The organism is Corynebacterium sphenisci DSM 44792 (genome assembly GCF_001941505.1).
In the GTDB taxonomy this organism is placed as follows: Bacteria; Actinomycetota; Actinomycetes; order Mycobacteriales; family Mycobacteriaceae; genus Corynebacterium; species Corynebacterium sphenisci.
On sequence record NZ_CP009248.1, the window covers coordinates 1,236,062 to 1,255,217 of the forward strand.

Sequence of the window (19,156 nt, forward strand, 5' to 3'; positions counted from 1 at the left end):
GCAGCGTGTTCCGTAGAGCCAGGATAACCGAAACCCGGAATCGGGGTCGGCACCGGCCGCGCCGGTGGTTCGGCGCACCCGGGCGGACTGGCTCCACCCGCCCGGGGCGCCGCGGCGCCGCGCGCTAGGTGGCGTAGGCGCGCAGCTTGTCGGCGCGTTCGCCATCGCGCAGCTTGGCCATGACCTCGCGCTCGATCTGGCGGACCCGCTCCCGGGAGAGCCCGAAATGCCGGCCGATCTGATCCAGGGTGCGCGGCAGCCCGTCATCGAGGCCGTAGCGCAGCTTGATCACCTCGCGCTCCCGGATCTCCAGGGTGGCCAGCACCCGGCGCACGTCATGGTGGCGCAGCGCGGCGACCACGGCCTCCTCGGCGTCGGTGGCCTCGGAGTCCTCGATGAAGTCGCCCAGCGGGGCCTCCTCGTCGGTGCCCACCGGCATGTCCAGGCTCACCGGGTCCCGGGACTGGCGCAGCAGCATCTCGATCTTGGCCTCCGGGATGCCGGTCTCCTCGGCGAGCTCCTCGTTGGTGGCCTCCCGGCCGAGCTGCTGGTAGAGCTCCCGCTTGATCCGGGAGATCTTGTTGACCTGCTCCACCAGGTGCACGGGCAGCCGGATGGTGCGCGACTGGTCCGCCATGCCGCGGGTGATCGCCTGCCGGATCCACCAGGTGGCGTAGGTGGAGAACTTGAAGCCCTTGGTGTAGTCGAACTTCTCCATCGCCCGGATGAGGCCCAGGTTGCCCTCCTGGATGAGATCCAGCAGCGGCATGCCCCGGCCGGTGTAGCGCTTGGCCAGGCTGACCACCAGCCGCAGGTTCGCCTCGAGCAGATGCGCTCGGGCGGCCTTGCCCTCCTTGACCAGGACCTTCATGTCCCGCTTCTTCGCCCGGGTGACCTTCGCCCCGGAGTCGAGGAGGTGCTGGGCGTAGACGCCGACCTCGATCCGCTTGGAGAGCTCGACCTCCTCCTCGGCGGACAGCAGGGCGGTTTTGCCGATGCCGTTGAGGTAGACGCGGACGAGATCCTGCGAGGGGTTGTTGTTGTTCCCCGAGCGCCGGCCCCGATCCGCCGTCGCCCCCTTGGCGCTGCTCTGACGGACATCGGCACTGGTCATATGATCGGTCCTCCTGAGGGGGTCGACGGTCTCACCCGGTACAACGCGCATCCGGCCGCGGTTGTTCCCGACTGTCGTTCCCGATTTTCCGGAATCGTCCCCACCTGGGGATTCGCCGGCTAGCGCTGTTAGTCTAACCCGCGGTGAGCCGCAATAAAAGGTAGTTCCGGGAATAAACGCGAAACCCCCCCGGATCCCGCCCCCGCGGCCGCCCGGCGGGGGAGCGGCCTCAGCACTCCACGAGCACGGTGAAGGGGCCCTCGTTGGCGCTGTCCACCCGCATCATCGCCCCGAAGCGGCCGGTGGCCACGGTGAGCCCGCGATCGCGCAGCTCCGCCACGATCCGCTCGATCACCGGCTCCGCCCGCTCCGCGGGGGCCGCGGCCGACCAGGAGGGCCGCCGGCCCCGGGCGGTGGCGCCGAGCAGGGTGAACTGGCTCACCACGAGCACCGGGGCGCCGGCCTCCACCGCGGAGGCCTCGCCCTCGAGGATGCGCAGTTCCGCGATTTTGCGGGCCATGGTCCGCCAGGCCTCCGGGGCATCGTCCCGGCCCACCCCGACCAGGGCGAGGATCCCGCCGGTGGCCCCGCCGTCGATCGCACCGACGACCTCCCCGTCGACCGTCACGCTCGCCCGGCTCACCCGGGTCAGCACCGCCCGCATCGGCTCACTCCTCCCTCGTCGGCGGCCCCGCGGCCGGGGCCAGCAGCTCCTCGGGCAGCACCATGCCATGGCGCACCAGATCGGCCACCACCGGCACCGCCGCGGCGAGCACCGCCTCGGGATCGGCCTCCCCGAAGGCGCCGAAGCCGTGCAGCAGCTCCACGGTGAGCCGCAGCGGCGCCTGCGGGTGCAGCGCGCCGAGCAGGGCGGCCACCGGCTCGTCGATGTCATGGCTCCACCGGGGTCCGTCGGTGCGGGTGAGCCGCAGCGCCGCCGGCGCGAAGCCCTGGCCGGCCTCGGCGTCGGCGAGGCCGACCCGCTCCAGGGCCACCCCGGGGCGCAGCCGGAACCGGGCCGCGGCGACGCCCTCGGCCCCGGCCTCGGCCAGCCAGCGCTCCCGCAGCCGGTGCTCCACGGCCTCGCCCCGGAAGGCCCCGGCCATCGGCTGGGCGGCCTCCTCGCAGGTCACCGTGGAGGGCCCGTCGATCCGGTGCACGGTGACGTAGCCGAAGCCCACCGCCGCCACCCCGGCCCCGGCCAGGTGATCCAGCCATTCCCGGCTGCGCCGGCGGCCCTCCGCCGAGCGCGGGTCCACGCCCTCGTCGCGCAACCAGGTGCCCACGTAGGCCGCCGGATCCACCGCATCGCGCTGCACCACCCAGGCCGCCGCCCCCTCGGCGGGCACCCAGGAGGCCACCCGGGCCGCCCAGTCGCCCTCGGCGGGGTGCACCCAGGAGCCCAGCAGATGCGCGGAGCCGGAGTCGGTGAGGTGCCCGGCGACCCCGGAGAGCAGGGTCTCGGTGGCCCCGTCCAGGTCCAGCCCGGAGTCCCGGTAGACGTGGCCGACGGTGGCCGGGCCCACCACGAAGGGCGGGTTGGCCACGATCCGGTCGAAGCGCCGGCCGGCGACGGGGTCGAACCAGCCGCCGGCGAGCACCTCCGCATCGGCCCGCCCGTTGGCGGCCATGGTGGCCCGGGCCAGCAGGTTCGCCCGCTCGCTGACGTCGGTGAGGGTGAGCGTGCCCGCGCCGAGCTGGCCCAGGGCCTGCACCCCGCAGCCAGCGCCGAGGTCGAGCACCGAGCCCACCGGATCGACCGGGGTGATGTCCAGCAGGGAGCGGGAGGCCCGGCCCACCCCGGGGACGTGCTCCCGGCCCGGGACCCGGGGCCGCATCGAGGCGTCCCGGTCGGAGAGCACCAGCCGCTCCGCCCCGGCGATCCGCACCGGGCGCAGATCCACCCGGGCCCGCTGGCCGCCGGGGCGCGCCTCGAGCAGGCCGGCGTCGAGCAGCCGATCCCGCAGCCCGGCGCCGAGGGCCCCGGCCAGGTCGGCGGGCTGCTCCAGGATGAGCCCGCGCACCGCGGCGACCAGCTCCGGCGCCGCGCCCCCGGCGGCGGCGCGGTCCACCGCCCGGGCCACCGCCGCCGGCTCCGCCCGGTCCAGGGCGGCCAGCCCGGCGGCGCCGAGCAGCCCGGCCAGGCCGGCCGAGGTGTAGCCGATGGCGCGCAGCCGCGCGGCCAGCTCCGGGGCGAGGTCCACCAGCAGGCGCAGCGCGGCCGGGTCGGCGGGGGCGGCCCCGGCGTCCTCCGCGGGCCGGCTCATCGGCCGGCCCCCGGGTCCCCCGGTTCCGGCATGTCGATCACGATGGGGGCGTCGCCGAGGCCCCGGCCGGGTTCGGCGTCCCGGCGCATCGGCGCGTTCGGGGTGCCGCCGGGGTCCTCCGCGGACCGGGCCAGGGCGAGCCGCTCGCGCTCCCGGCGGGCGGCCTCCTCCCGGGCCACGCCCGGCTTGTACACCCGGGGCGCCCGCTTGTCCGCCGGTTCGCCGACGCCGTTGGCGATCACCACCGCGATCCAGGGCATCGGCACGCTGGCGATGGTGAGCACCACCGCCAGCCACTCCACGTGCCACCACATGAACGCCGCGCCGGCGAGCAGCAGCAGCGGGATCCGGGACCACTGCAGGGCCGCGTAGGTGCGCCGCCGGTAGCGGTAGTTGCGCAGCGGCGACGTGCGCGCATCGGTGATGAGCGCCGCTTCCCCCTTGCCGAATCCGTGTTTCGTCGCCATGCCCCGTACCGTACTCGCTGCTCGGGGCGCACCTTTGCCCGCGTCCGGGGATGGGGCACAATCGGGAGCCGTGACCACCCCGTTGAAGACCACCCAGACCATCGAACGCACCGACGTCGACGTCGACGAGTCGACCCGGGACGACACCCCGAAGTTCTTCCACTACGTCAAGAAGGACGCGATCGTGGAGTCCGCCGTCGCCGGCACCCACGTCGTCGCGCTGTGCGGGGAGACCTTCCCGGTGAAGAAGTCCGCCAAGCCGGGCTCGCCGGTGTGCCCGGACTGCGAGCGCATCTACAAGACCCTGCGCAGGAGGTGAGCGGGCTCCGCGCATGGCAGCGGGAGGCCCTCGACCGCTACCTGGAGAACGCGCCGCGGGATTACCTGGCGGTGGCCACCCCGGGGGCGGGCAAGACCACCTTCGCGCTGCGCCTGGCCGCCGAGCTGCTCGCCGCGCGCACCGTGGACCGGGTGTTCGTGGTGGTGCCCACCGAGCACCTGAAGACCCAGTGGGCCCGGGCCGCCGCGGCCGCCGGGATCCAGCTGGACCCGGCGTTCAGCAACACCGGCGGCGTGCTCAACCCCTCCTACCACGGCATCGTCGTCACCTACGCCCAGGTGGCGGTGCACCCGGCCAAGCACCGGGTGCTCGCCACCTCCCGGCGCACCCTGGTGATCCTCGACGAGGTGCACCACGGCGGGGACGCGCGCAGCTGGGGCGACGGCATCGCCGAGGCCTACGGGGCGGTCACCCGTCGGCTCTGCCTCACCGGCACCCCCTTCCGCAGCGACGACGCCGCGATCCCCTTCGTCCGCTACGTCGAGGACGCCGAGGGCCACCGGGTCTCCGCCGCCGACTACACCTACGGCTACCGGGAGGCGCTGCGCGATGGGGTGGTGCGCCCGGTGGTCTTCCTCGCCTACTCCGGCCAGGCCCGCTGGCGGGACTCCGCCGGGGAGGAGTTCGCCGCCCGGCTCGGCGAGATCCTCAGCCCGGAGGAGACCACCCGGGCCTGGCGCACCGCCCTGGACCCCTCCGGGGACTGGATCCCGGCGGTGCTGCGCGCCGCGCACACCCGGCTCACCCAGATGCGCCGGGAGGTGCCCGACGCCGGCGGGCTGGTGATCGCCTCCGACGCGAAGAGCGCCCGGGCCTACCGGCGGATCCTGGAGGGGCTGTCCGGCACCCCGGTGGCCCTGGTGCTCTCCGACGAGGAGGGCAGCTCCGAGCGGATCGCCGCCTTCGCGGAATCCACCGACGAGTGGATGGTGGCGGTGCGGATGGTCTCCGAGGGCGTGGACGTGCCCCGGCTGGCCGTGGGCGTCTACGCCACCAGCGCCTCCACCCCGCTGTTCTTCGCCCAGGCGGTGGGCCGCTTCGTGCGCTCCCGGCGGCCGGGGGAGACCGCCTCGGTGTTCCTGCCCTCGGTGCCGGTGCTGCTGGACCTGGCCAGCCAGATGGAGGCCCAGCGCAACCATGTGCTGGGCAAACCGCACCGCGCCGACGAGGGCTGGGACGATGACCTGGTCGCGGAGGCCAACCGGCGCGCCGACGAGCCCGATGACCTGCCCGCCTACGAGTCCCTGGGCGCCGACGCGGAGCTGGACTACCTCATCTACGACGGCTCCTCCTACGGCACCGCCACCGTCGCCGGCTCCCCGGAGGAGGCCGACTACCTGGGCCTGCCGGGGCTGCTGGACCCGGAGCAGATGCGGCTGCTGCTGCAGCGCCGCCAGGCCGAGCAGCTCGACGCCGCCGAGCGCGCCGCCGCCGGGCCCGGGGCCGGCGCCGACGCCCCGGCGGTGCCGCCGCCGCCCGGGGCCGGCTCCGGGTCGCCGGCGGTGCCCCCGCCGCCGGGGGCGGCGGCCCCCGCGGCGGGCGCGGCCGGCGGGTTCGCCGCGATGAGCGAGGACCTGCCCCGGCTGCGCAAGGAGCTCAACACCCTGGTGTCGATGACCGCGGCGCGCACCGGCCGGCCGCATGGCCAGATCCACAACGAGATCCGGGCCCGCTGCGGGGGCCCGCCCACGGCGATGTGCACCGCCGAGCAGCTGCGCACGCGGATCTCGGTGCTGCGCAGCTGGTGACCCGGGCCGGGGGTGCGCCGCGGCGCCGGGTAGCCTGAACCCGGCAAGCCCGACCACCGAGAAGAGTAGGAGCCCCCCATGGCCGACCAGGACCCCGCCGGCTACGGACCCGACGGCATCGACGGCGCCGGGGTGGGCCGCAACCTCGGCCTGGCCGCCCTGGTGCTCGGCATCGGCGGCCTGCTCACCTCGCCCTTCCTGATCGGCGCCGGGTTCGCCGCGGTGGCGATCATCCTCGGCGTGGTCGCCATCCTGCGCGCCCGCGGGGCCCGTCGCCGGGTGCTCGCCGCCGGCCGCGCCCCGCGCACCGCCGGGGCCCAGGGCCTTGCTGGGATCGGGATCGCCACCGGGGTGCTCGCCATCGTGGTGGTCATCGTGCTCTTCCAGGCCGGATCCGCCCTGGCCGAGCGCTGCGCCGGCCTGGAGGATGATCCGATGGCCTACCGGGAATGCCTTGAGCAAAATTCACCGCTAGGTGATTAGCACTCCCCCCTGCGCGGGGCATTCCGCGGGTGAATTATGATTTAGCGTGGATGTTATCGACCGGCGTCCACGCGAATCCTCCCCCCGCACGGGGGCCGCGGGCGCCCGAGACCGGAAACGGGGTAGATGCCAGATGTCGACCCAGCCACGCACCGCCGAGGGGGAGCGGCCCCTCTCCGAGGGGCAGAGGGACAGGGGCGACTCGCCCCGGGAATTGCTGCGCAAGCGCAGCGGGCTGCTCATCGGCGTGGTGCTGGGCCTGGCGGTGTTCCTGCTCATGCCGGCCGAGCTGCCCTATGAGCTGCGCGCCACCGCCGGCGCCACCGTGCTCATCGCCTCCTGGTGGATGAGCGAGGCGATCCCGCTGGCCGCGACCGCCCTGGTGCCGCTGTTCCTCTTCCCGATGCTCGGCCTCGCCGAAATCGGCGACTTCTCCGGCTCCTACACCAAGCCCACCATCTTCCTCTTCATGGGCGGGTTCATGCTCGCCCTGGCGATGCAGCGGTGGAACCTGCACCGCCGGATCGCGCTGTGGGTGCTCGTCGCGATGGGCTCCTCGACGAAGATGCTCATCCTCGGCTTCATGATCGCCACCGGCTTCCTGTCCATGTGGGTGTCCAACACCGCCACCGCGGTGATGATGCTGCCCATCGGGGTGTCCGTGCTGTCCATGATCGTGGACGTGATCCGCCGCGAGCAGAAGGTCGGGGCGGCCTCGGCGGCCGCCGAGGAGCTCGTCGAGGAGGAGGGCCTCTACGAGGACCCGGTGCCCAACTCCAACTTCGGCATCGCCCTGATGCTGGGCATCGCCTACTCCGCCTCCATCGGCTCCCTGGGCACCATCATCGGCACCCCGCCGAACGCGATGCTCGCCGCCTACATGGCCGACGCCCATGACCTCGACATCGGCTTCGCCCAGTGGATGCTGGTCGGCGTGCCGGTGGCGGTGGTCCTCATGCTCGCCGCCTGGTTCCTGCTCACCTTCGTGCTCTACCGGCCCGAGGTGAAGACCGTGCCCGGCGGCCGGGAGATGATGCGCGACCAGCTCGCGCAGCTCGGCCCCATGGGCCGCGGCGAGGCGAGGGTGCTCGCCGTCTTCGTCATCGCCGCTCTGAGCTGGGTGTTCGTACCCGTCATCTGGCCGGACACCATGGTCGCCGATGCCGTGATCGCGATGGCGGTGGGCATCTCGCTCTTCCTCATCCCCGGCGGCCCGGACGGGGTGAAGCTGCTCACCTGGGAGAACATGTACGAGCTGCCCTGGGGTGTGCTGCTGCTCTTCGGCGGTGGGCTGGCGCTGTCCGGCCAGTTCGGCGACTCCGGGCTCTCCGAGTGGATCGGGCAGAAGCTGGAGGGCATCGGCGGGCTGCCGATCCTGCTCATCGTGCTCATCGTCGCCTTCGTGGTGCTGGTGCTCACCGAGTTCACCTCGAACACCGCCACCGCGGCGACCTTCCTGCCGATCATCGGCGGTATCGCGATGGCCATCGGCATCGACCCGATGATCCTCTGCGTGCCGGTGGCGCTGGCCGCGACCTCGGCCTTCATGATGCCGGTGGCCACCCCGCCGAACGCGATCGCCTACGGCTCCGGTTACGTCACCATGGGCGACATGATCCGCTCCGGGATCTGGCTGAACCTGATCGCCCTGGCGCTGATCTCCATCACCTCGCTGACCTTGGTCGGCTGGGTCTTCCAGGTCGTCTACTAGCCGGCCCCGCCCGCCCCGGCGCGGGGCGGGCGGGGGAGGGGCAGACGCCCGGGGCCCCGCATCCGAGTGATGCGGGGCCCCGGGCGTCGCGCGGCGCGGGCGGCGGCTACTCCAGGTAGTCGCGCAGCACCTGGGAACGCGAGGGGTGCCGCAGCTTGGACATGGTCTTCGACTCGATCTGGCGGATCCGCTCCCGGGTGACCCCGTAGACCTGCCCGATCTCATCGAGGGTGCGCGGCATGCCGTCGGTGAGCCCGAAGCGCAGCTGCACCACCCCGGCCTCCCGGGGGGAGAGGGTCTTCAGCACGTCCTGCAGCTGGTCCTGCAGCAGGGTGAAGCTCACCGCGTCCACGGCGATGACCGCCTCGGAGTCCTCGATGAAGTCGCCGAGCTGGGAGTCGCCCTCGTCGCCGATGGTCTGGTCCAGCGAAATCGGCTCCCGGGCGTACTGCTGGATTTCCAGCACCTTGTCCTCGGTGATGTCCATCTCCCGGGCGAGCTCGAAGGGGGTCGGCTCGCGGCCCAGGTCCTGCAGCAGCTCGCGCTGGATCCGGCCCAGCTTGTTGATGACCTCCACCATGTGCACCGGGATCCGGATGGTGCGGGCCTGGTCGGCCATGGCGCGGGTTATCGCCTGCCGGATCCACCAGGTGGCGTAGGTGGAGAACTTGTAGCCCTTGGTGTAGTCGAACTTCTCCACGGCGCGGATGAGGCCCAGGTTGCCCTCCTGGATGAGATCCAGGAAGGCCATGCCGCGGCCGGTGTAGCGCTTGGCCAGGCTGACCACCAGGCGCAGGTTCGCCTCCAGCAGGTGGTTCTTCGCCTTCTGGCCGTCCTTGGCGATGGCCCGCAGGTCCCGGCGCAGCGCATGCGGCAGCCGCTCCCCGGCCTTCTTCGCCTCGTCGATCTTGTACTGGGCGTAGAGCCCGGACTCGATCCGCTTGGCGAGGGAGACCTCCTCCTCGGCGGTGAGCAGGGCGACCTTGCCGATCTGCTTGAGGTAGGCGCGCACCGAGTCCGCGGAGGCGGTGAGCTCGGCGTCCTTGCGGGCCTGGCGCAGCGCGGCGGACTCGTCCTCGTTCCACACCTCGTCGACGGTGTCGGCGTCCTTGTCCCCCGTGGAGTCCACGGCGTCGTCCTCGGCGTCCTCGTCCTCGGCCTCGTCGATGCCGGCGGCCATGGTCACCACCTCGTCGGCGCCCTCGGCGGCCTCCTCGGCGCCGGCCTCCCGGGCGTCGTCCCCGGCGTCCTCGGCCGCGGCGGTCCCGGTGGTGAGCTCGGCGTCCCGGTCCTTGGCCTTCGCCGACGCGCGGGCGGCGGTCTTCTTCGCGGCCGTCTTCTTCGCGGCGGTCTTCTTCGGCGCGGTCGCCTTCTTCGCCGCGGTCTTGCGGGCGGCGGTCTTCTTCGCCGGGGCCGCCGCCTCCTCGGCGGGTGCCCCGGCGGCGTCGGCGGCCTGCGCCGCGGTGGCCTTCGCGGCCGCGGCCTTCTTCGCCGGGGCCTTCTTCGCGGCGGTCTTCTTCACCGCCGTCTTCTTCACCGCGGTGCGCTTGACCGCGGTCTTCTTCACGGCGGTCTTCTTCACCGCCTTCTTCACGGGCGTCTTCTGCGCCGCCCCCGAATCCGGGGTGTCGGCTCCCGCCGGCTGGTCGGAATCGTTGCCTGCCACGAACGCCCTTTCACTTCAATCGAGTATCAGGATGCGTGCACGCCCCCGGGCGCGACGATCGGACGGGCGTCCGATCGGCGCGCGAATCGGGGTGCGTCCGCTATGCCGAAATATGGGTGCCACGGGGGTCGGGGATGCCGGTGGGGACGTCCCGGCCGCCGGCGCACCGGGGTGCGCGGTGCCGAAGGCCTCCGTGAGTCGAGTCCCCATTGTAACCACGAGCGGGCCGCCGGGGACGCCCCCGGCCCCGCCGGGGCGGCCCGCTCAGGGGCGCAGCCCCTGGTCGGCGGCCATCGCGGCGCCGACGATGCCCGCGGTGTTGCGCAGCTTCGCCTGCACCACCGGGGTGCGGTTCTCCAGCAGCGGCACCCACTTGTGGCCCTTGCGGCTGATCCCGCCGCCGACGATGAACAGGGTGGGCCAGAGCAGGTCCTCGTAGGCGCGCAGCACCTTCGTCACCCGCTTCGCCCATTTGGGGTAGGACAGCTCCTTGCGCTCCTTCACCGCCGCGGAGGCGAGGTGCTCGGCCTCCTTCCCGTCGACGATGAGGTGGCCGAACTCGGTGTTCGGGAACAGCTCCCCGTCATGCAGCAGCGCCGAGCCGATCCCGGTGCCGAAGGTGAGCAGCACCACCGAGCCGGCGCGGGCCCGCTCATCGCCGTAGCGGGCCTCGGCCAGGCCCGCGGCGTCGGCGTCGTTGAGCACGCACACCTCCCGGCCGGGCAGGTGCCGGGCGAAGAGCCCCGCGCAGTCGGTGTCCACCCAGGAGGGGTCGATGTTGGCGGCCAGGTGCGCGGTCTGATCGCGCACCACCGAGGGCAGGGTGACGCCCACGGGGCCGGCCCAGCCGGCCCGGTCGAGGATCTCGACGATCGTCTCCGCAACCGCGTCGGGGGTGGCCGGCCGGGGGGTGAGGATCTTGATCCGGTCGCCGACGAACTCCCCGGTGTCCAGGTCGACCACGGCGCCCTTGATGCCGGACCCGCCGACGTCGACGCCGAATGCGTGATTTTCGCTCATGGCGTCGATTGTACGGAGCACGCACAATGGCGCCATGGGCACATCCTCTCAATCCCCCGTCCCGGCGACCGGCGCGGGCGGCGCCGATCCGGCCCGGCTGCGCGAGACCGCGCGGCTGGTCGCCGCGGCCGCCGCGGACCTGGTGCGCCGCCGCCGCGCCGAACTCGGATCGGCCGGCCTGCGCGCCGGGGCGGCCACCAAGTCCACCGCCTCCGATCCGGTCACCGCCGTGGACCGGGAATCCGAGGGGCTCATCCGGGGGCTGCTGGCGGCGCTGCGCCCCGGGGAGCCGATCCTCGGCGAGGAGGGCGGCGGCCCGGCCGGGGCCGGAGCCGGGGTCACCTGGGTGGTGGACCCCATCGACGGCACCGTGAACTTCCTCTACGGGATCCCCGCCTACGGGGTGAGCGTCGCCGCGGAGGTCGAGGGGGCGGCGGTGGCCGGGGCCGTGGCCGACGTCGCCGGCGGCCGGGTCTTCCACGCCGCCCGGTGCGCCGGGGCGGCGGTGGATCTCCCCGATGGCACCAGCCGCCCGCTGGCCTGCGCCACCCCCCGGGATCTCGGCACCTCCCTGGTGGCCACCGGCTTCGGCTACGCCGCGGACCGGCGCGCCGCCCAGGCGGCGGTGCTCGCCGCGCTGCTGCCCGAGGTCCGCGACATCCGCCGGGTGGGCTCGGCGGCGCTGGATCTGTGCCTGCTCGCCGCCGGCGCGGTGGACTGCTTCTACGAGCACGGGCTGAACCGCTGGGACTACTCCGCCGGGGCGCTCATCGCCGCGGAGGCCGGCGCCGAGGTGGCGCTGCCGCGGTCCGGCTCCCCGGTGGTGGCCGCCGCACCCGCGGTGGCCGGCGCCTTCCGGGCGGCGCTGGCCGCCGCCGGCGGGGCCGGGCCGCTGCCCGGGGCCGGCGGCTAGCAGGTCGCCGCGGGCAGATCCCGGGTCAGCGCCGGGTCGGGCTCCTCGCCGGCGTTGAGCGCCTCCAGCACCGCGCGCACCGGGGCGGAGTCGTCGAGGCCGTCGAAGCCGCGGCCCAGGGCCACGTCCACGGTGCCGTCGATCCGGCGGTCCTGCACCAGCTCGAAGCAGGGCAGCAGCAGGTGCAGGGTGCCCGCCCGGCCGATGGCGTCGGCGCCGAAGCGCAGCTGGCCATGGCAGTCCAGGTCCTGCGCGGCGATCACCGGGTCATTGCCGGCGGCCTCCTCCGGGTGCCGGCCGAAGCCCAGTTCGGCGAGCTGCTCGGCCACCGCGGTGGCCTCCCCGGCCTCCCCGTTGGCGTTGAGCACCCGCACCGGCACCTCCGCCGGCGGGGCCACCGCCTCGCCGAGGAGCCGGGTGGAGGCCACGGTCAGGCCGGTCTCCGGGCGTTCGCAGGCCACCGGGGCGTGGTCCGGGCCGCGCAGGGCGACCAGCGTCCAGCCGGCGATCATGGCCGCGGCGAGCACGCCGACGATGATGAGGTAGGGCCCCCGGCCGGGCCGGCGGGCTTCGATTCTGCGGTGGCGGGGCACGCCGGTCCTTTCGTCGTCGTCGGCGGCGTCGCCGGCGGTCCGCGACCGCCGCCCGGGACCGTCCCGGGGGACACGCCGACCTGCGGGTATGACATTGGCGACGCCATGTCATAGTATCCGCGCAAGCACGGCGGACACCCGCCGCACCGTGACCCGTGGAGGAGGGCCGAGGATATGGCAGTCGATTACGATACCCCGCGCACGCGTGAGGAGGAGGAGCCCCAGGCCGACTCCCTGGAGGGCCTCCAGGCCGCCGCCGCGGAGCAGCGGGTCGCCGACGATGACGAGGGCGAGATCGTGGAGCCCTTCGAGCTGCCCGGTGCGGACCTCTCCGGCGAGGAGCTGCAGGTCTCCGTGATCCCCCGCCGCGAGGACGAGTTCACCTGCGGCTCCTGCTTCCTGGTGCAGCACCGCTCCATGATCGCGCACGACCCGGGCGACGGGTTCCCGATCTGCCGCGACTGCGCCTGAGCGGGCCCCGCCCCCGCATGCGCGCCGCCCCCGCACGGGTCACCCGTGCGGGGGCGGCGCGGATCCCGGCGGCCGGCTCAGGCCGCGTCGGCGCTGGCCCGGTCCGGGCCGAGGAAGGCCTCCAGCAGCCGATCCGGCCGGCGGGTGGACACCAGCCAGTAGGGGGTGGGGTCATCGGGATCGTCGAGCACCAGCAGCACCATGTCCGGCACCCAGCCGTGGGTGACCAGGAAGGCCGCCGGGTCGAGCTGCCGGCCCAGGGCGTTGCGCTGGGCGGACTTCGGCACCGCCAGGCTGCGGGAGACCACCGAGGCCGGCAGCATCGCGTCCCCGGCGTGCAGCCAGCGCTCCCCGGCCCCGTCGACCTCCACCCGCAGCCGGGTGCGCGACATGGTCAGCAGGATCCACACGGTCAGGGAGAACAGGATCGCCCCGCCCACCAGGGTCCAGGAGAAGGGGCGGTTGAAGCCCACCTGGGCGGTGCACACCCCGGCCCCGGCGAAGGCCACCGGCCAGTACCACCAGGGCACCCACAGCCGCTCGGCGTAGGCCGCGGCGGGCGCACCCGCGTTCGTCGTCGTTTCGCTCACGGCACCGACTCTACCGGGCCGCCCCGGTAGCCTTGGCGGCCATGGACCATGCCACGACCCCGGGCCCCGCCGCGCTGCGGGTGCGCCGCCTCGACCCCGATCTGCCGCTGCCCGAGCGGGCGCACCCCGACGACGCCGGAATCGACCTGCGCGCCGCCGCCGACGTCACCCTGGCCCCGGGGCGGCGCGCCCTGGTCGGCACCGGCATCGCCATCGCGCTGCCCGCGGGCACCGTCGGCCTGGTGCACCCCCGCTCCGGGCTGGCCGCGAAACACGGGCTGTCCATCGTCAACGCCCCGGGCACCGTGGACGCCGGCTACCGCGGCGAGATCAAGGTCTGCCTGGTGAACCTGGACCCGGCGGAGCCGATCCGGATCCGCCGCGGCGACCGGATCGCGCAGCTGGTGGTGCAGCGGGTGGAGCTGTGCCCGGTGGTGGAGGTCGACGCCCTCGAGGACACCGCCCGGGGCGCCGGCGGGCACGGATCCACCGGCGTGGGCTGAACCGGGGCGCCGCCGGGCGCTACTGTGGAGGGGCAATGTCCGCGGGCGATGCACGCCAACCGCTACCACCAGGTGAGGAGACCACCCGCATGTGGCCTTTCGGCAGGAAGAACGACGAACCCGATGAGCCGGCCGCCCCGGAGGCGCCCGGGGCCCCCGGGGCCCCGGAGGAGGCGGCGGCCGCGGAACCGGCGGAGCCGGCCCCGCAGGCCCCGGCGGCCGGGCCCTTCGACGTCGGCGAGGTCTCCCCGGAGGGCTTCGACTTCAGCGACTTCGCCAAGGCCAAGCTGAACCTGGGCTCCATCCTGCTGCCGGTGCCCCGGGTCGGCGACGTGCAGGTGGAGATGGGGCCGAAGGGCCCCACCATGCTGCACCTCATCACCCCCGCCGGCCGGATCACCCCGGTGGCCTTCGCCGCGCCGACCTCCGGGGGGCAGTGGGCGAAGGCCGCCGCGGAGATCCGCGACGGCCTCGCCGAGGACCAGCTCGACGTCGCCGACGTCCCCGGGCCCTGGGGCACCGAGATCTACGGCACCCGGGAGGGCATCGCGATGCGCGTGATCGGCGTCGACGGGCCCCGCTGGATGCTGCGGATGACCCTGTCCGGCCCGGTGGACAAGGCCGAGGAGCTCGCCGAGATCGGCCGTGGCGTGGTGGCGCGCACCTTCGTCAGCCGCGGCGACAACCCGATGCCCGCCGGGCAGCCGCTGCCGGTGACCCTGCCCCCGGAGATGGCCCGCCAGATCCGGGAGGCCTACGAGGCCCAGCAGCGTCAGCAGGCCGGGGACACGCCCGCCCCCGGCGCGGCGGAGCAGTGACCCGACCCGACCCCGGGGCGGCCGCGCCGGGGGCGGGGGAGGGCCCCGCCCCGCTGCTGGAGCAGATGGGCGGGGTCTCCGGGCTGGTCGCCTCCACCGTGCCGGTGGCGGTGCTGGTCCCGGTCAACGCCGCCTGGGGCCTGGGCCCGGCGCTGGCCGCCGCGGTGGCGGTGGCGCTGGGGGTGTTCCTGTGGCGACTGAGCCGCCGGGAGACCCTGCAGCCGGCCGTCTCCGGGCTCTTCGCCGTGCTCATCGGCGCCGGGATCGCCTTCCTGGTCGGCGACGCCAAGGGCTACTTCCTCTACGGCATCTGGTACTCCGCGGTCGCCGCGGTGGCCTTCGCCGCCTCGATGCTGCTGCGCCGCCCGGCGGTGGGCCTCATCTGGGAGGGGATCAGCGGCCGGGGCGCGGCCTGGCTCGCCCGACGCCGGATCCGGGGCGCCTACCAGGTGGCCACCGGGGCGTGGACCGCGGTCTTCGCCGCCCGCTTCGCCGTGCAGCAGGGCTTCTACAACGCCGGGGACGTCACCTGGCTGGGCATCGCCCGGATCCTGATGGGCTGGCCGCTCACCGGGCTGGTGCTGCTGATCACGGTGTGGGCGATCCGGCTGGCCCGGGCCCTGGAGGAGGCCGCCGAGGCCGCAGAGGCCGGGGGCGCCGCCGGGGCCCCGGCCACCGAGCAGGGGAGGACCCCATGACCGAGGCACCCGAGACCGTGGAGCTGCGCATCGACCGGCCCGCCCAGGGCGGCGAGTTCATCGCCCGCCTCGCCGGGCGGGTGGTGCTGGTGCGCGGGGCGCTGCCCGGGGAGACCGCCCGGGTGCGGCTGGCCGACCCGGCCGCGAAACTGCTGCGGGGCACCGCCGAGGAGATCCTCGGCGCCTCCCCGCACCGCCGGGAGCCGGGCTGCCCCGCCGCCGCGGCGGGCGCCGGCTGCTGCGACTGGGACTTCATCGACCCCGGCTACGCCGCGGAGCTGAAGGCCGCGGTGGTCGCCGACGCGCTGCGCCGGATCGGCCGGCTGCCGGAGGCGCCGGCGCCGGCGGCCACCGCGCTGGCCCCGGCCACCGGCTGGCGCACCCGCACCCGGCTCGGCGTGGACGACGCGGGCCGGGCCGGGCTGCGCCGGCGCCGCTCCCGGGAGCTGATCACCGGGGTGGACTGCGCGCAGAACGCGCCCGGGCTCACCGCCGGCCTCGGCCAGCCGGGCACCTGCCCGCCCGGCGGGGAGCTGCACGCGGTGCTCGACGCCGAGGGGCGGCGGCATCTGCTGCACCGCGCCGCCCCGGAGCGCGGGGTGCGGGGCCGGCGCCGCGTCCGCCGTCCGGCGGCGACCGTGCTGGAGGGCGCCGCATGCGCCCCGGAGCGGGTCGGCGGGCGGGTCTTCGAGGTGCCCGTGGACGGGTTCTGGCAGGCCCACCGCGCCGCCGCGGCCCATTACGCCGCCCGGGTGCGCGACTGGCTGGCCCCGGCCCCCGGCGAGGTCGCCTGGGATCTCTACGGCGGGGTGGGGGTGCTCGCCGCCGCCCTCGCCGGGGGCGTCGGCGAGGCCGGCCGGGTGCTCAGCGTGGAGGCGGCCGCGGCGGCCGGCCCCGCCGGGGCGCGGGCCCTGGCGGATCTGCCGGTGGAGTTCCGCACCGGGCTGGTGGAGGAGGCCGTGCCGGCGCTGCCCCGGCCGGCCGCGGTGGTGCTGGACCCGCCGCGCACCGGGGCCGGCGCGGGCACCGTCGCCGCGATCGCCGCGGCCGGGCCGGGGCGGGTGCTGCACATCGGCTGCGATCCGGCGACCTTCGCCCGGGATCTGGGCGCCTGGGCGGCGGCCGGCTACCGGGTGCGCCGGCTGGAGGCGGTGGACGCCTTCCCCGGCACCAGCCATGTGGAGGCGCTGGCGCTGCTCGAGCCCGGCGACTAGGCCCCGGGCAGGGGTTCGCGGGCGGGCAGCAGCACCGCCGCGGCGGCGAGATCGCCGACCACGTCGACCTGCCAGGGCCGGGCCCCGCCGGCGGCGAGCACCGCGCGCACCGCGGCGATGTCCCGGGGGCGGGCGGCCTCGCCGTCGCCGCCGCCGAGCAGCCAGGCCAGCTCCCGCAGCAGCTTCCCCCTCACCAGGGTCGCCGGGTCCAGGCCGAAGCCCTCCGCGGCCTCGGCGACCGCGGCCTCCAGGGCGGTCAGCGCCGCCGCCGGGCCGGGGAAGCGCTCCGGCCAGTCCCGGTGCCGCGGCCGGCCGCGGGTGCGCCGCGGCGGCTGCGGCCACTGCGCCCGGGGGGTGTCCCGGGCGGCGTCGACGACCTGCTGCCAGCGCCGCGCGGCGCCGGCCCGGCGGCGCGGGAACCCGCGCACCCGGCCCAGCTCCGCCTCATCGGCGGGCAGCGCCTTGGCCACGTCCACGATCACCGGATGGGGCAGCACCAGGGCCGGGCAGCGGTCCTCGGCGCGGGCGATCCGGTCGCGCTCCAGCCACAGCGCCCGGGCCACCGCCAGCTGCTCCGGGCGGCGCAGCGCGGAGATCCCCTTCAGCCGCCGCCAGGCCCCGGGGTCGGGGGCCTCGGCGAGATGGCCGGGCCCGCCGGGGCGGGGCTCGGCGGCCGGCGGGTGTTCGGCGAGCAGCGCGGCGGTCTCGTCGAGCAGCCAGTCGGTGCGGTCCAGCTCCGCCAGGGCGTCGCCGAGGGCCTCCGCCAGCGGGGCGAGCAGCTCCACGTCGAGGGCGGCGTAGTCCAGCCAGTCCTCCGGCAGCGGGCGGGTGGACCAGTCCTCGCGGCCGTGGCCCTTGGCCAGGGACACGCCCAGGAACTCCTCGGTCAAGGCCGCCAGGTTGACCTTCGGCAGGCCGAGCAGCCGGCCGGCGATTTCGGTGTCGAACAGCGCCGGCGGGGCCAGGCCCAGCTCCGCCAGGCAGGGCAGATCGGAGACCGCGGCGTGCACGATCCAGGGCACCCGGTTGAGCACCGGGCGCAGTGCGCCGACCGCCCCGGGGTGGGTCTCCGGGTCCACCAGGAAGGTGCCCGCCCCCTCCCGCTTCACCTGGATGAGCAGCGCCCGGTCGTCGTAGACGTGCGCGGAGGCGCGCTCGGTGTCGATGGCGGCGGGGCCGCGGCCGGCGGCCAGTGCCGCCGCGGCGCCGGCGACCTCCTCCGGGGTGGCGAGCACCGGCGGGGTGCCCCCCTCCGGGCGCAGCAGCATCGTGGACATGGGGGAATCATACGGCGGCGGCGCGCTCCGCACGGCGCCGCCGTCTGCACCGGCGCGTCCGGGGGAGGGGCATCCGCGCCTGAGCTGGGCAAAGCACACTTATCGGCGATAGGCGGGGGCACCATAGCGGGTTCTGGTGACCCTTTGCTAACCTGCCCGGGAGCCGCGTGGTGAATCCATCTCATCACGCGGTGCCCGCATATCCCGACCCGCCCGCCGACACCGGCGGTAGCGGACCGACCCAAGGAGCGATTTTCCCGTGAACACCCTCCTGCGCCGCCCGCTCGCCGCGCTCGCCGCGACGGCCCTCGGCCTCGGCCTCGTCGCCTGCGGCGACGATGACCCCGCCGGGGCCGACGACGCCGGAGCCGCCGCCGGCGGCGAGACCCGCACCATCGTCGACAACGACGGGGAGAAGACCGTCCCCGCCGAACCGGCCCATGTGGTGGCCACCGACAACCGGCTCTTCCGCACCCTGGAGGACTTCGGGGTGGAGCTGGCTGCCGCCCCGAAGAAGCTGCTGCCGCCCACCAGCGGCTACGCCGACGATGACTCGGTCGTCGATCTCGGCAACCACCGGGAACCCGATCTGGAGGCCGTGGTCGCCGCGGAACCGGATCTCATCCTCAACGGCCAGCGCTTCGGCCAGTACAAGGACGATCTCGCCCGCCTGGCCCCGGACGCCGCCCTGGTCGACCTCGACGTCCGCGAGGACGAGCCGCTGGCCGATGAGCTGATCCGGCAGACCGAGGTGCTCGGCGAGATCTTCGGCAAGGAGGAGCGCGCCGCCGAACTCGTCGACGGGTTCCGCGCCGCCATCGACCGCGCCAGGTCCGCCTACGACCCGGAGCAGACCGTGCTCGGCGTGATCACCTCCGGCGGGGACGTCAACTACTCCGCACCCGGCGTGGGCCGCGCCGTAGGCCCCGTCTTCGACATGCTGGATCTCACCCCGGCGCTCGAGGTCGACGACGCCACCCACGACCACATGGGCGATGACATCTCCGTGGAGGCGATCGCCGAGGCGAACCCGGACTGGCTGCTGGTGATGGACCGCGACGCCGCGGTCAAGGGCGACGACCCCGAGTCCCGGCCCGCCGCGGAGCTCATCTCCGCCTCCCCGGCCCTGGCCCGGGTGGACGCGGTCACCGCCGACCGGATCGCCTACATGCCCGCATACACCTACCTCGACGAGTCCATCCAGACCTACACCGAGTTCCTCAACCAGCTGGCCGAGCAGCTGGAGCGGGCCTCGGCGTAGCG

The 19,156-nt window shown here is 75.0% G+C and carries 20 protein-coding genes; 11 read left to right on the forward strand and 9 right to left on the reverse strand.

Annotation, left to right across the window (positions count from 1 at the left end; genetic code table 11):
- Positions 1-124: 124 nt before the first annotated feature.
- From CSPHI_RS05670 to CSPHI_RS05685, 4 genes are all read right to left on the reverse strand, one after another.
- Positions 125-1,114, reverse strand: coding sequence for a sigma-70 family RNA polymerase sigma factor (locus CSPHI_RS05670; protein ID WP_075691884.1), 990 nt, complete (start codon positions 1,112-1,114; stop codon positions 125-127).
- A gap of 229 nt (positions 1,115-1,343) precedes the next feature.
- Positions 1,344-1,778 (reverse strand): D-aminoacyl-tRNA deacylase, encoded by a 435-nt coding sequence (dtd, locus tag CSPHI_RS05675; protein ID WP_075691885.1) that lies wholly within the window; start codon positions 1,776-1,778, stop codon positions 1,344-1,346.
- Positions 1,779-1,782: 4 nt separating this feature from the next.
- Positions 1,783-3,381, reverse strand: a complete 1,599-nt coding sequence (locus CSPHI_RS05680; RefSeq protein WP_075691886.1) for a DUF7782 domain-containing protein — start codon at positions 3,379-3,381, stop codon at positions 1,783-1,785.
- Positions 3,378-3,848 carry a DUF3099 domain-containing protein gene (locus CSPHI_RS05685; RefSeq protein WP_157118494.1) on the reverse strand — a complete coding sequence of 157 codons (471 nt, stop codon included), beginning with the start codon at positions 3,846-3,848 and terminating at the stop codon, positions 3,378-3,380. Before CSPHI_RS05685 ends, CSPHI_RS05680 begins: the two co-directional genes overlap by 4 nt.
- A gap of 70 nt (positions 3,849-3,918) precedes the next feature.
- On the opposite strand from CSPHI_RS05685, the gene CSPHI_RS05690 reads away from it, so the two are divergent.
- From CSPHI_RS05690 to CSPHI_RS05705, 4 genes are all read left to right on the forward strand, one after another.
- Positions 3,919-4,167: a DUF3039 domain-containing protein gene (locus CSPHI_RS05690; RefSeq protein WP_075691888.1), complete on the forward strand. Its 249-nt coding sequence runs from the start codon at positions 3,919-3,921 to the stop codon at positions 4,165-4,167.
- On the forward strand, positions 4,164-5,936 hold the full coding sequence (locus tag CSPHI_RS05695) for a DEAD/DEAH box helicase (protein WP_075691889.1): 1,773 nt from the start codon (positions 4,164-4,166) through the stop codon (positions 5,934-5,936). Before CSPHI_RS05690 ends, CSPHI_RS05695 begins: the two co-directional genes overlap by 4 nt.
- A gap of 78 nt (positions 5,937-6,014) precedes the next feature.
- Complete coding sequence (locus CSPHI_RS05700; RefSeq protein ID WP_075691890.1) at positions 6,015-6,419, forward strand: hypothetical protein; 405 nt, start codon at positions 6,015-6,017, stop codon at positions 6,417-6,419.
- Between the two features lie 133 nt (positions 6,420-6,552).
- Positions 6,553-8,130: an SLC13 family permease gene (locus tag CSPHI_RS05705; RefSeq protein WP_075691891.1), complete on the forward strand. Its 1,578-nt coding sequence runs from the start codon at positions 6,553-6,555 to the stop codon at positions 8,128-8,130.
- Between the two features lie 106 nt (positions 8,131-8,236).
- On the opposite strand, the gene CSPHI_RS05710 is transcribed toward CSPHI_RS05705, so the two are convergent.
- Together CSPHI_RS05710 and ppgK are read right to left on the reverse strand one after the other, a co-directional pair.
- Positions 8,237-9,796, reverse strand: a complete 1,560-nt coding sequence (locus tag CSPHI_RS05710) for an RNA polymerase sigma factor (RefSeq protein WP_075691892.1) — start codon at positions 9,794-9,796, stop codon at positions 8,237-8,239.
- A gap of 264 nt (positions 9,797-10,060) precedes the next feature.
- The gene (ppgK, locus tag CSPHI_RS05715; RefSeq protein ID WP_075691893.1) at positions 10,061-10,816 is read right to left on the reverse strand and encodes a polyphosphate--glucose phosphotransferase; all 756 of its coding nucleotides are present in this window, start codon (positions 10,814-10,816) and stop codon (positions 10,061-10,063) included.
- Positions 10,817-10,850: 34 nt separating this feature from the next.
- On the opposite strand from ppgK, the gene CSPHI_RS05720 reads away from it, so the two are divergent.
- Entirely contained in the window at positions 10,851-11,729 is an 879-nt protein-coding gene (locus CSPHI_RS05720; RefSeq protein ID WP_075691894.1) for an inositol monophosphatase family protein, read from the forward strand.
- Here the strand turns inward: CSPHI_RS05720 and cei are convergent.
- Complete coding sequence (cei, locus tag CSPHI_RS05725) at positions 11,726-12,322, reverse strand: envelope integrity protein Cei (RefSeq protein WP_084210276.1); 597 nt, start codon at positions 12,320-12,322, stop codon at positions 11,726-11,728. The genes CSPHI_RS05720 and cei overlap by 4 nt on opposite strands.
- A 174-nt stretch (positions 12,323-12,496) precedes the next feature.
- On the opposite strand from cei, the gene CSPHI_RS05730 reads away from it, so the two are divergent.
- Complete coding sequence (locus CSPHI_RS05730) at positions 12,497-12,793, forward strand: DUF4193 domain-containing protein (RefSeq protein WP_075691895.1); 297 nt, start codon at positions 12,497-12,499, stop codon at positions 12,791-12,793.
- A gap of 77 nt (positions 12,794-12,870) precedes the next feature.
- On the opposite strand, the gene CSPHI_RS05735 is transcribed toward CSPHI_RS05730, so the two are convergent.
- Positions 12,871-13,383: a DUF3093 domain-containing protein gene (locus CSPHI_RS05735; RefSeq protein WP_075691896.1), complete on the reverse strand. Its 513-nt coding sequence runs from the start codon at positions 13,381-13,383 to the stop codon at positions 12,871-12,873.
- 41 nt (positions 13,384-13,424) lie between these two features.
- On the opposite strand from CSPHI_RS05735, the gene dut reads away from it, so the two are divergent.
- The 4 genes from dut to CSPHI_RS05755 all read left to right on the forward strand — a co-directional run bounded on the left by dut (position 13,425) and on the right by CSPHI_RS05755 (position 16,616).
- The gene (gene dut / locus CSPHI_RS05740) at positions 13,425-13,886 is read left to right on the forward strand and encodes a dUTP diphosphatase (RefSeq protein WP_075691897.1); all 462 of its coding nucleotides are present in this window, start codon (positions 13,425-13,427) and stop codon (positions 13,884-13,886) included.
- 89 nt (positions 13,887-13,975) lie between these two features.
- Positions 13,976-14,704, forward strand: a complete 729-nt coding sequence (locus CSPHI_RS05745) for a DUF3710 domain-containing protein (protein ID WP_075691898.1) — start codon at positions 13,976-13,978, stop codon at positions 14,702-14,704.
- Positions 14,701-15,402, forward strand: coding sequence for a DUF3159 domain-containing protein (locus CSPHI_RS05750; RefSeq protein WP_245803358.1), 702 nt, complete (start codon positions 14,701-14,703; stop codon positions 15,400-15,402). Before CSPHI_RS05745 ends, CSPHI_RS05750 begins: the two co-directional genes overlap by 4 nt.
- Positions 15,399-16,616: a class I SAM-dependent RNA methyltransferase gene (locus CSPHI_RS05755; RefSeq protein WP_075691899.1), complete on the forward strand. Its 1,218-nt coding sequence runs from the start codon at positions 15,399-15,401 to the stop codon at positions 16,614-16,616. The genes CSPHI_RS05750 and CSPHI_RS05755 overlap by 4 nt, the downstream gene beginning before the upstream one ends.
- Here the strand turns inward: CSPHI_RS05755 and CSPHI_RS05760 are convergent.
- Entirely contained in the window at positions 16,613-17,893 is a 1,281-nt protein-coding gene (locus CSPHI_RS05760; RefSeq protein ID WP_075691900.1) for an HRDC domain-containing protein, read from the reverse strand. The genes CSPHI_RS05755 and CSPHI_RS05760 overlap by 4 nt on opposite strands.
- Positions 17,894-18,152: 259 nt before the next feature.
- Between CSPHI_RS05760 and CSPHI_RS05765 the strand changes: the two genes are divergently transcribed.
- The gene (locus CSPHI_RS05765; RefSeq protein WP_157118496.1) at positions 18,153-19,154 is read left to right on the forward strand and encodes a siderophore ABC transporter substrate-binding protein; all 1,002 of its coding nucleotides are present in this window, start codon (positions 18,153-18,155) and stop codon (positions 19,152-19,154) included.
- Positions 19,155-19,156 lie beyond the last annotated feature (2 nt).

What these genes read in the sequence shown, in the direction of transcription:
- CSPHI_RS05700 (WP_075691890.1), top strand. Translation starts at nt 6,015, where the DNA reads ATGGCCGACCAGGACCCCGCCGGCTACGGACCCGACGGCATCGACGGC.
- CSPHI_RS05755 (WP_075691899.1), top strand. Translation starts at nt 15,399, where the DNA reads ATGACCGAGGCACCCGAGACCGTGGAGCTGCGCATCGACCGGCCCGCC.
- CSPHI_RS05745 (WP_075691898.1), top strand. Translation starts at nt 13,976, where the DNA reads ATGTGGCCTTTCGGCAGGAAGAACGACGAACCCGATGAGCCGGCCGCC.
- CSPHI_RS05760 (WP_075691900.1), bottom strand. Translation starts at nt 17,893, where the DNA reads ATGTCCACGATGCTGCTGCGCCCGGAGGGGGGCACCCCGCCGGTGCTC.
- dtd (WP_075691885.1), bottom strand. Translation starts at nt 1,778, where the DNA reads ATGCGGGCGGTGCTGACCCGGGTGAGCCGGGCGAGCGTGACGGTCGAC.
- CSPHI_RS05705 (WP_075691891.1), top strand. Translation starts at nt 6,553, where the DNA reads ATGTCGACCCAGCCACGCACCGCCGAGGGGGAGCGGCCCCTCTCCGAG.
- CSPHI_RS05685 (WP_157118494.1), bottom strand. Translation starts at nt 3,848, where the DNA reads ATGGCGACGAAACACGGATTCGGCAAGGGGGAAGCGGCGCTCATCACC.
- dut (WP_075691897.1), top strand. Translation starts at nt 13,425, where the DNA reads ATGGACCATGCCACGACCCCGGGCCCCGCCGCGCTGCGGGTGCGCCGC.
- CSPHI_RS05720 (WP_075691894.1), top strand. Translation starts at nt 10,851, where the DNA reads ATGGGCACATCCTCTCAATCCCCCGTCCCGGCGACCGGCGCGGGCGGC.
- CSPHI_RS05670 (WP_075691884.1), bottom strand. Translation starts at nt 1,114, where the DNA reads ATGACCAGTGCCGATGTCCGTCAGAGCAGCGCCAAGGGGGCGACGGCG.
- CSPHI_RS05730 (WP_075691895.1), top strand. Translation starts at nt 12,497, where the DNA reads ATGGCAGTCGATTACGATACCCCGCGCACGCGTGAGGAGGAGGAGCCC.
- CSPHI_RS05680 (WP_075691886.1), bottom strand. Translation starts at nt 3,381, where the DNA reads ATGAGCCGGCCCGCGGAGGACGCCGGGGCCGCCCCCGCCGACCCGGCC.
- ppgK (WP_075691893.1), bottom strand. Translation starts at nt 10,816, where the DNA reads ATGAGCGAAAATCACGCATTCGGCGTCGACGTCGGCGGGTCCGGCATC.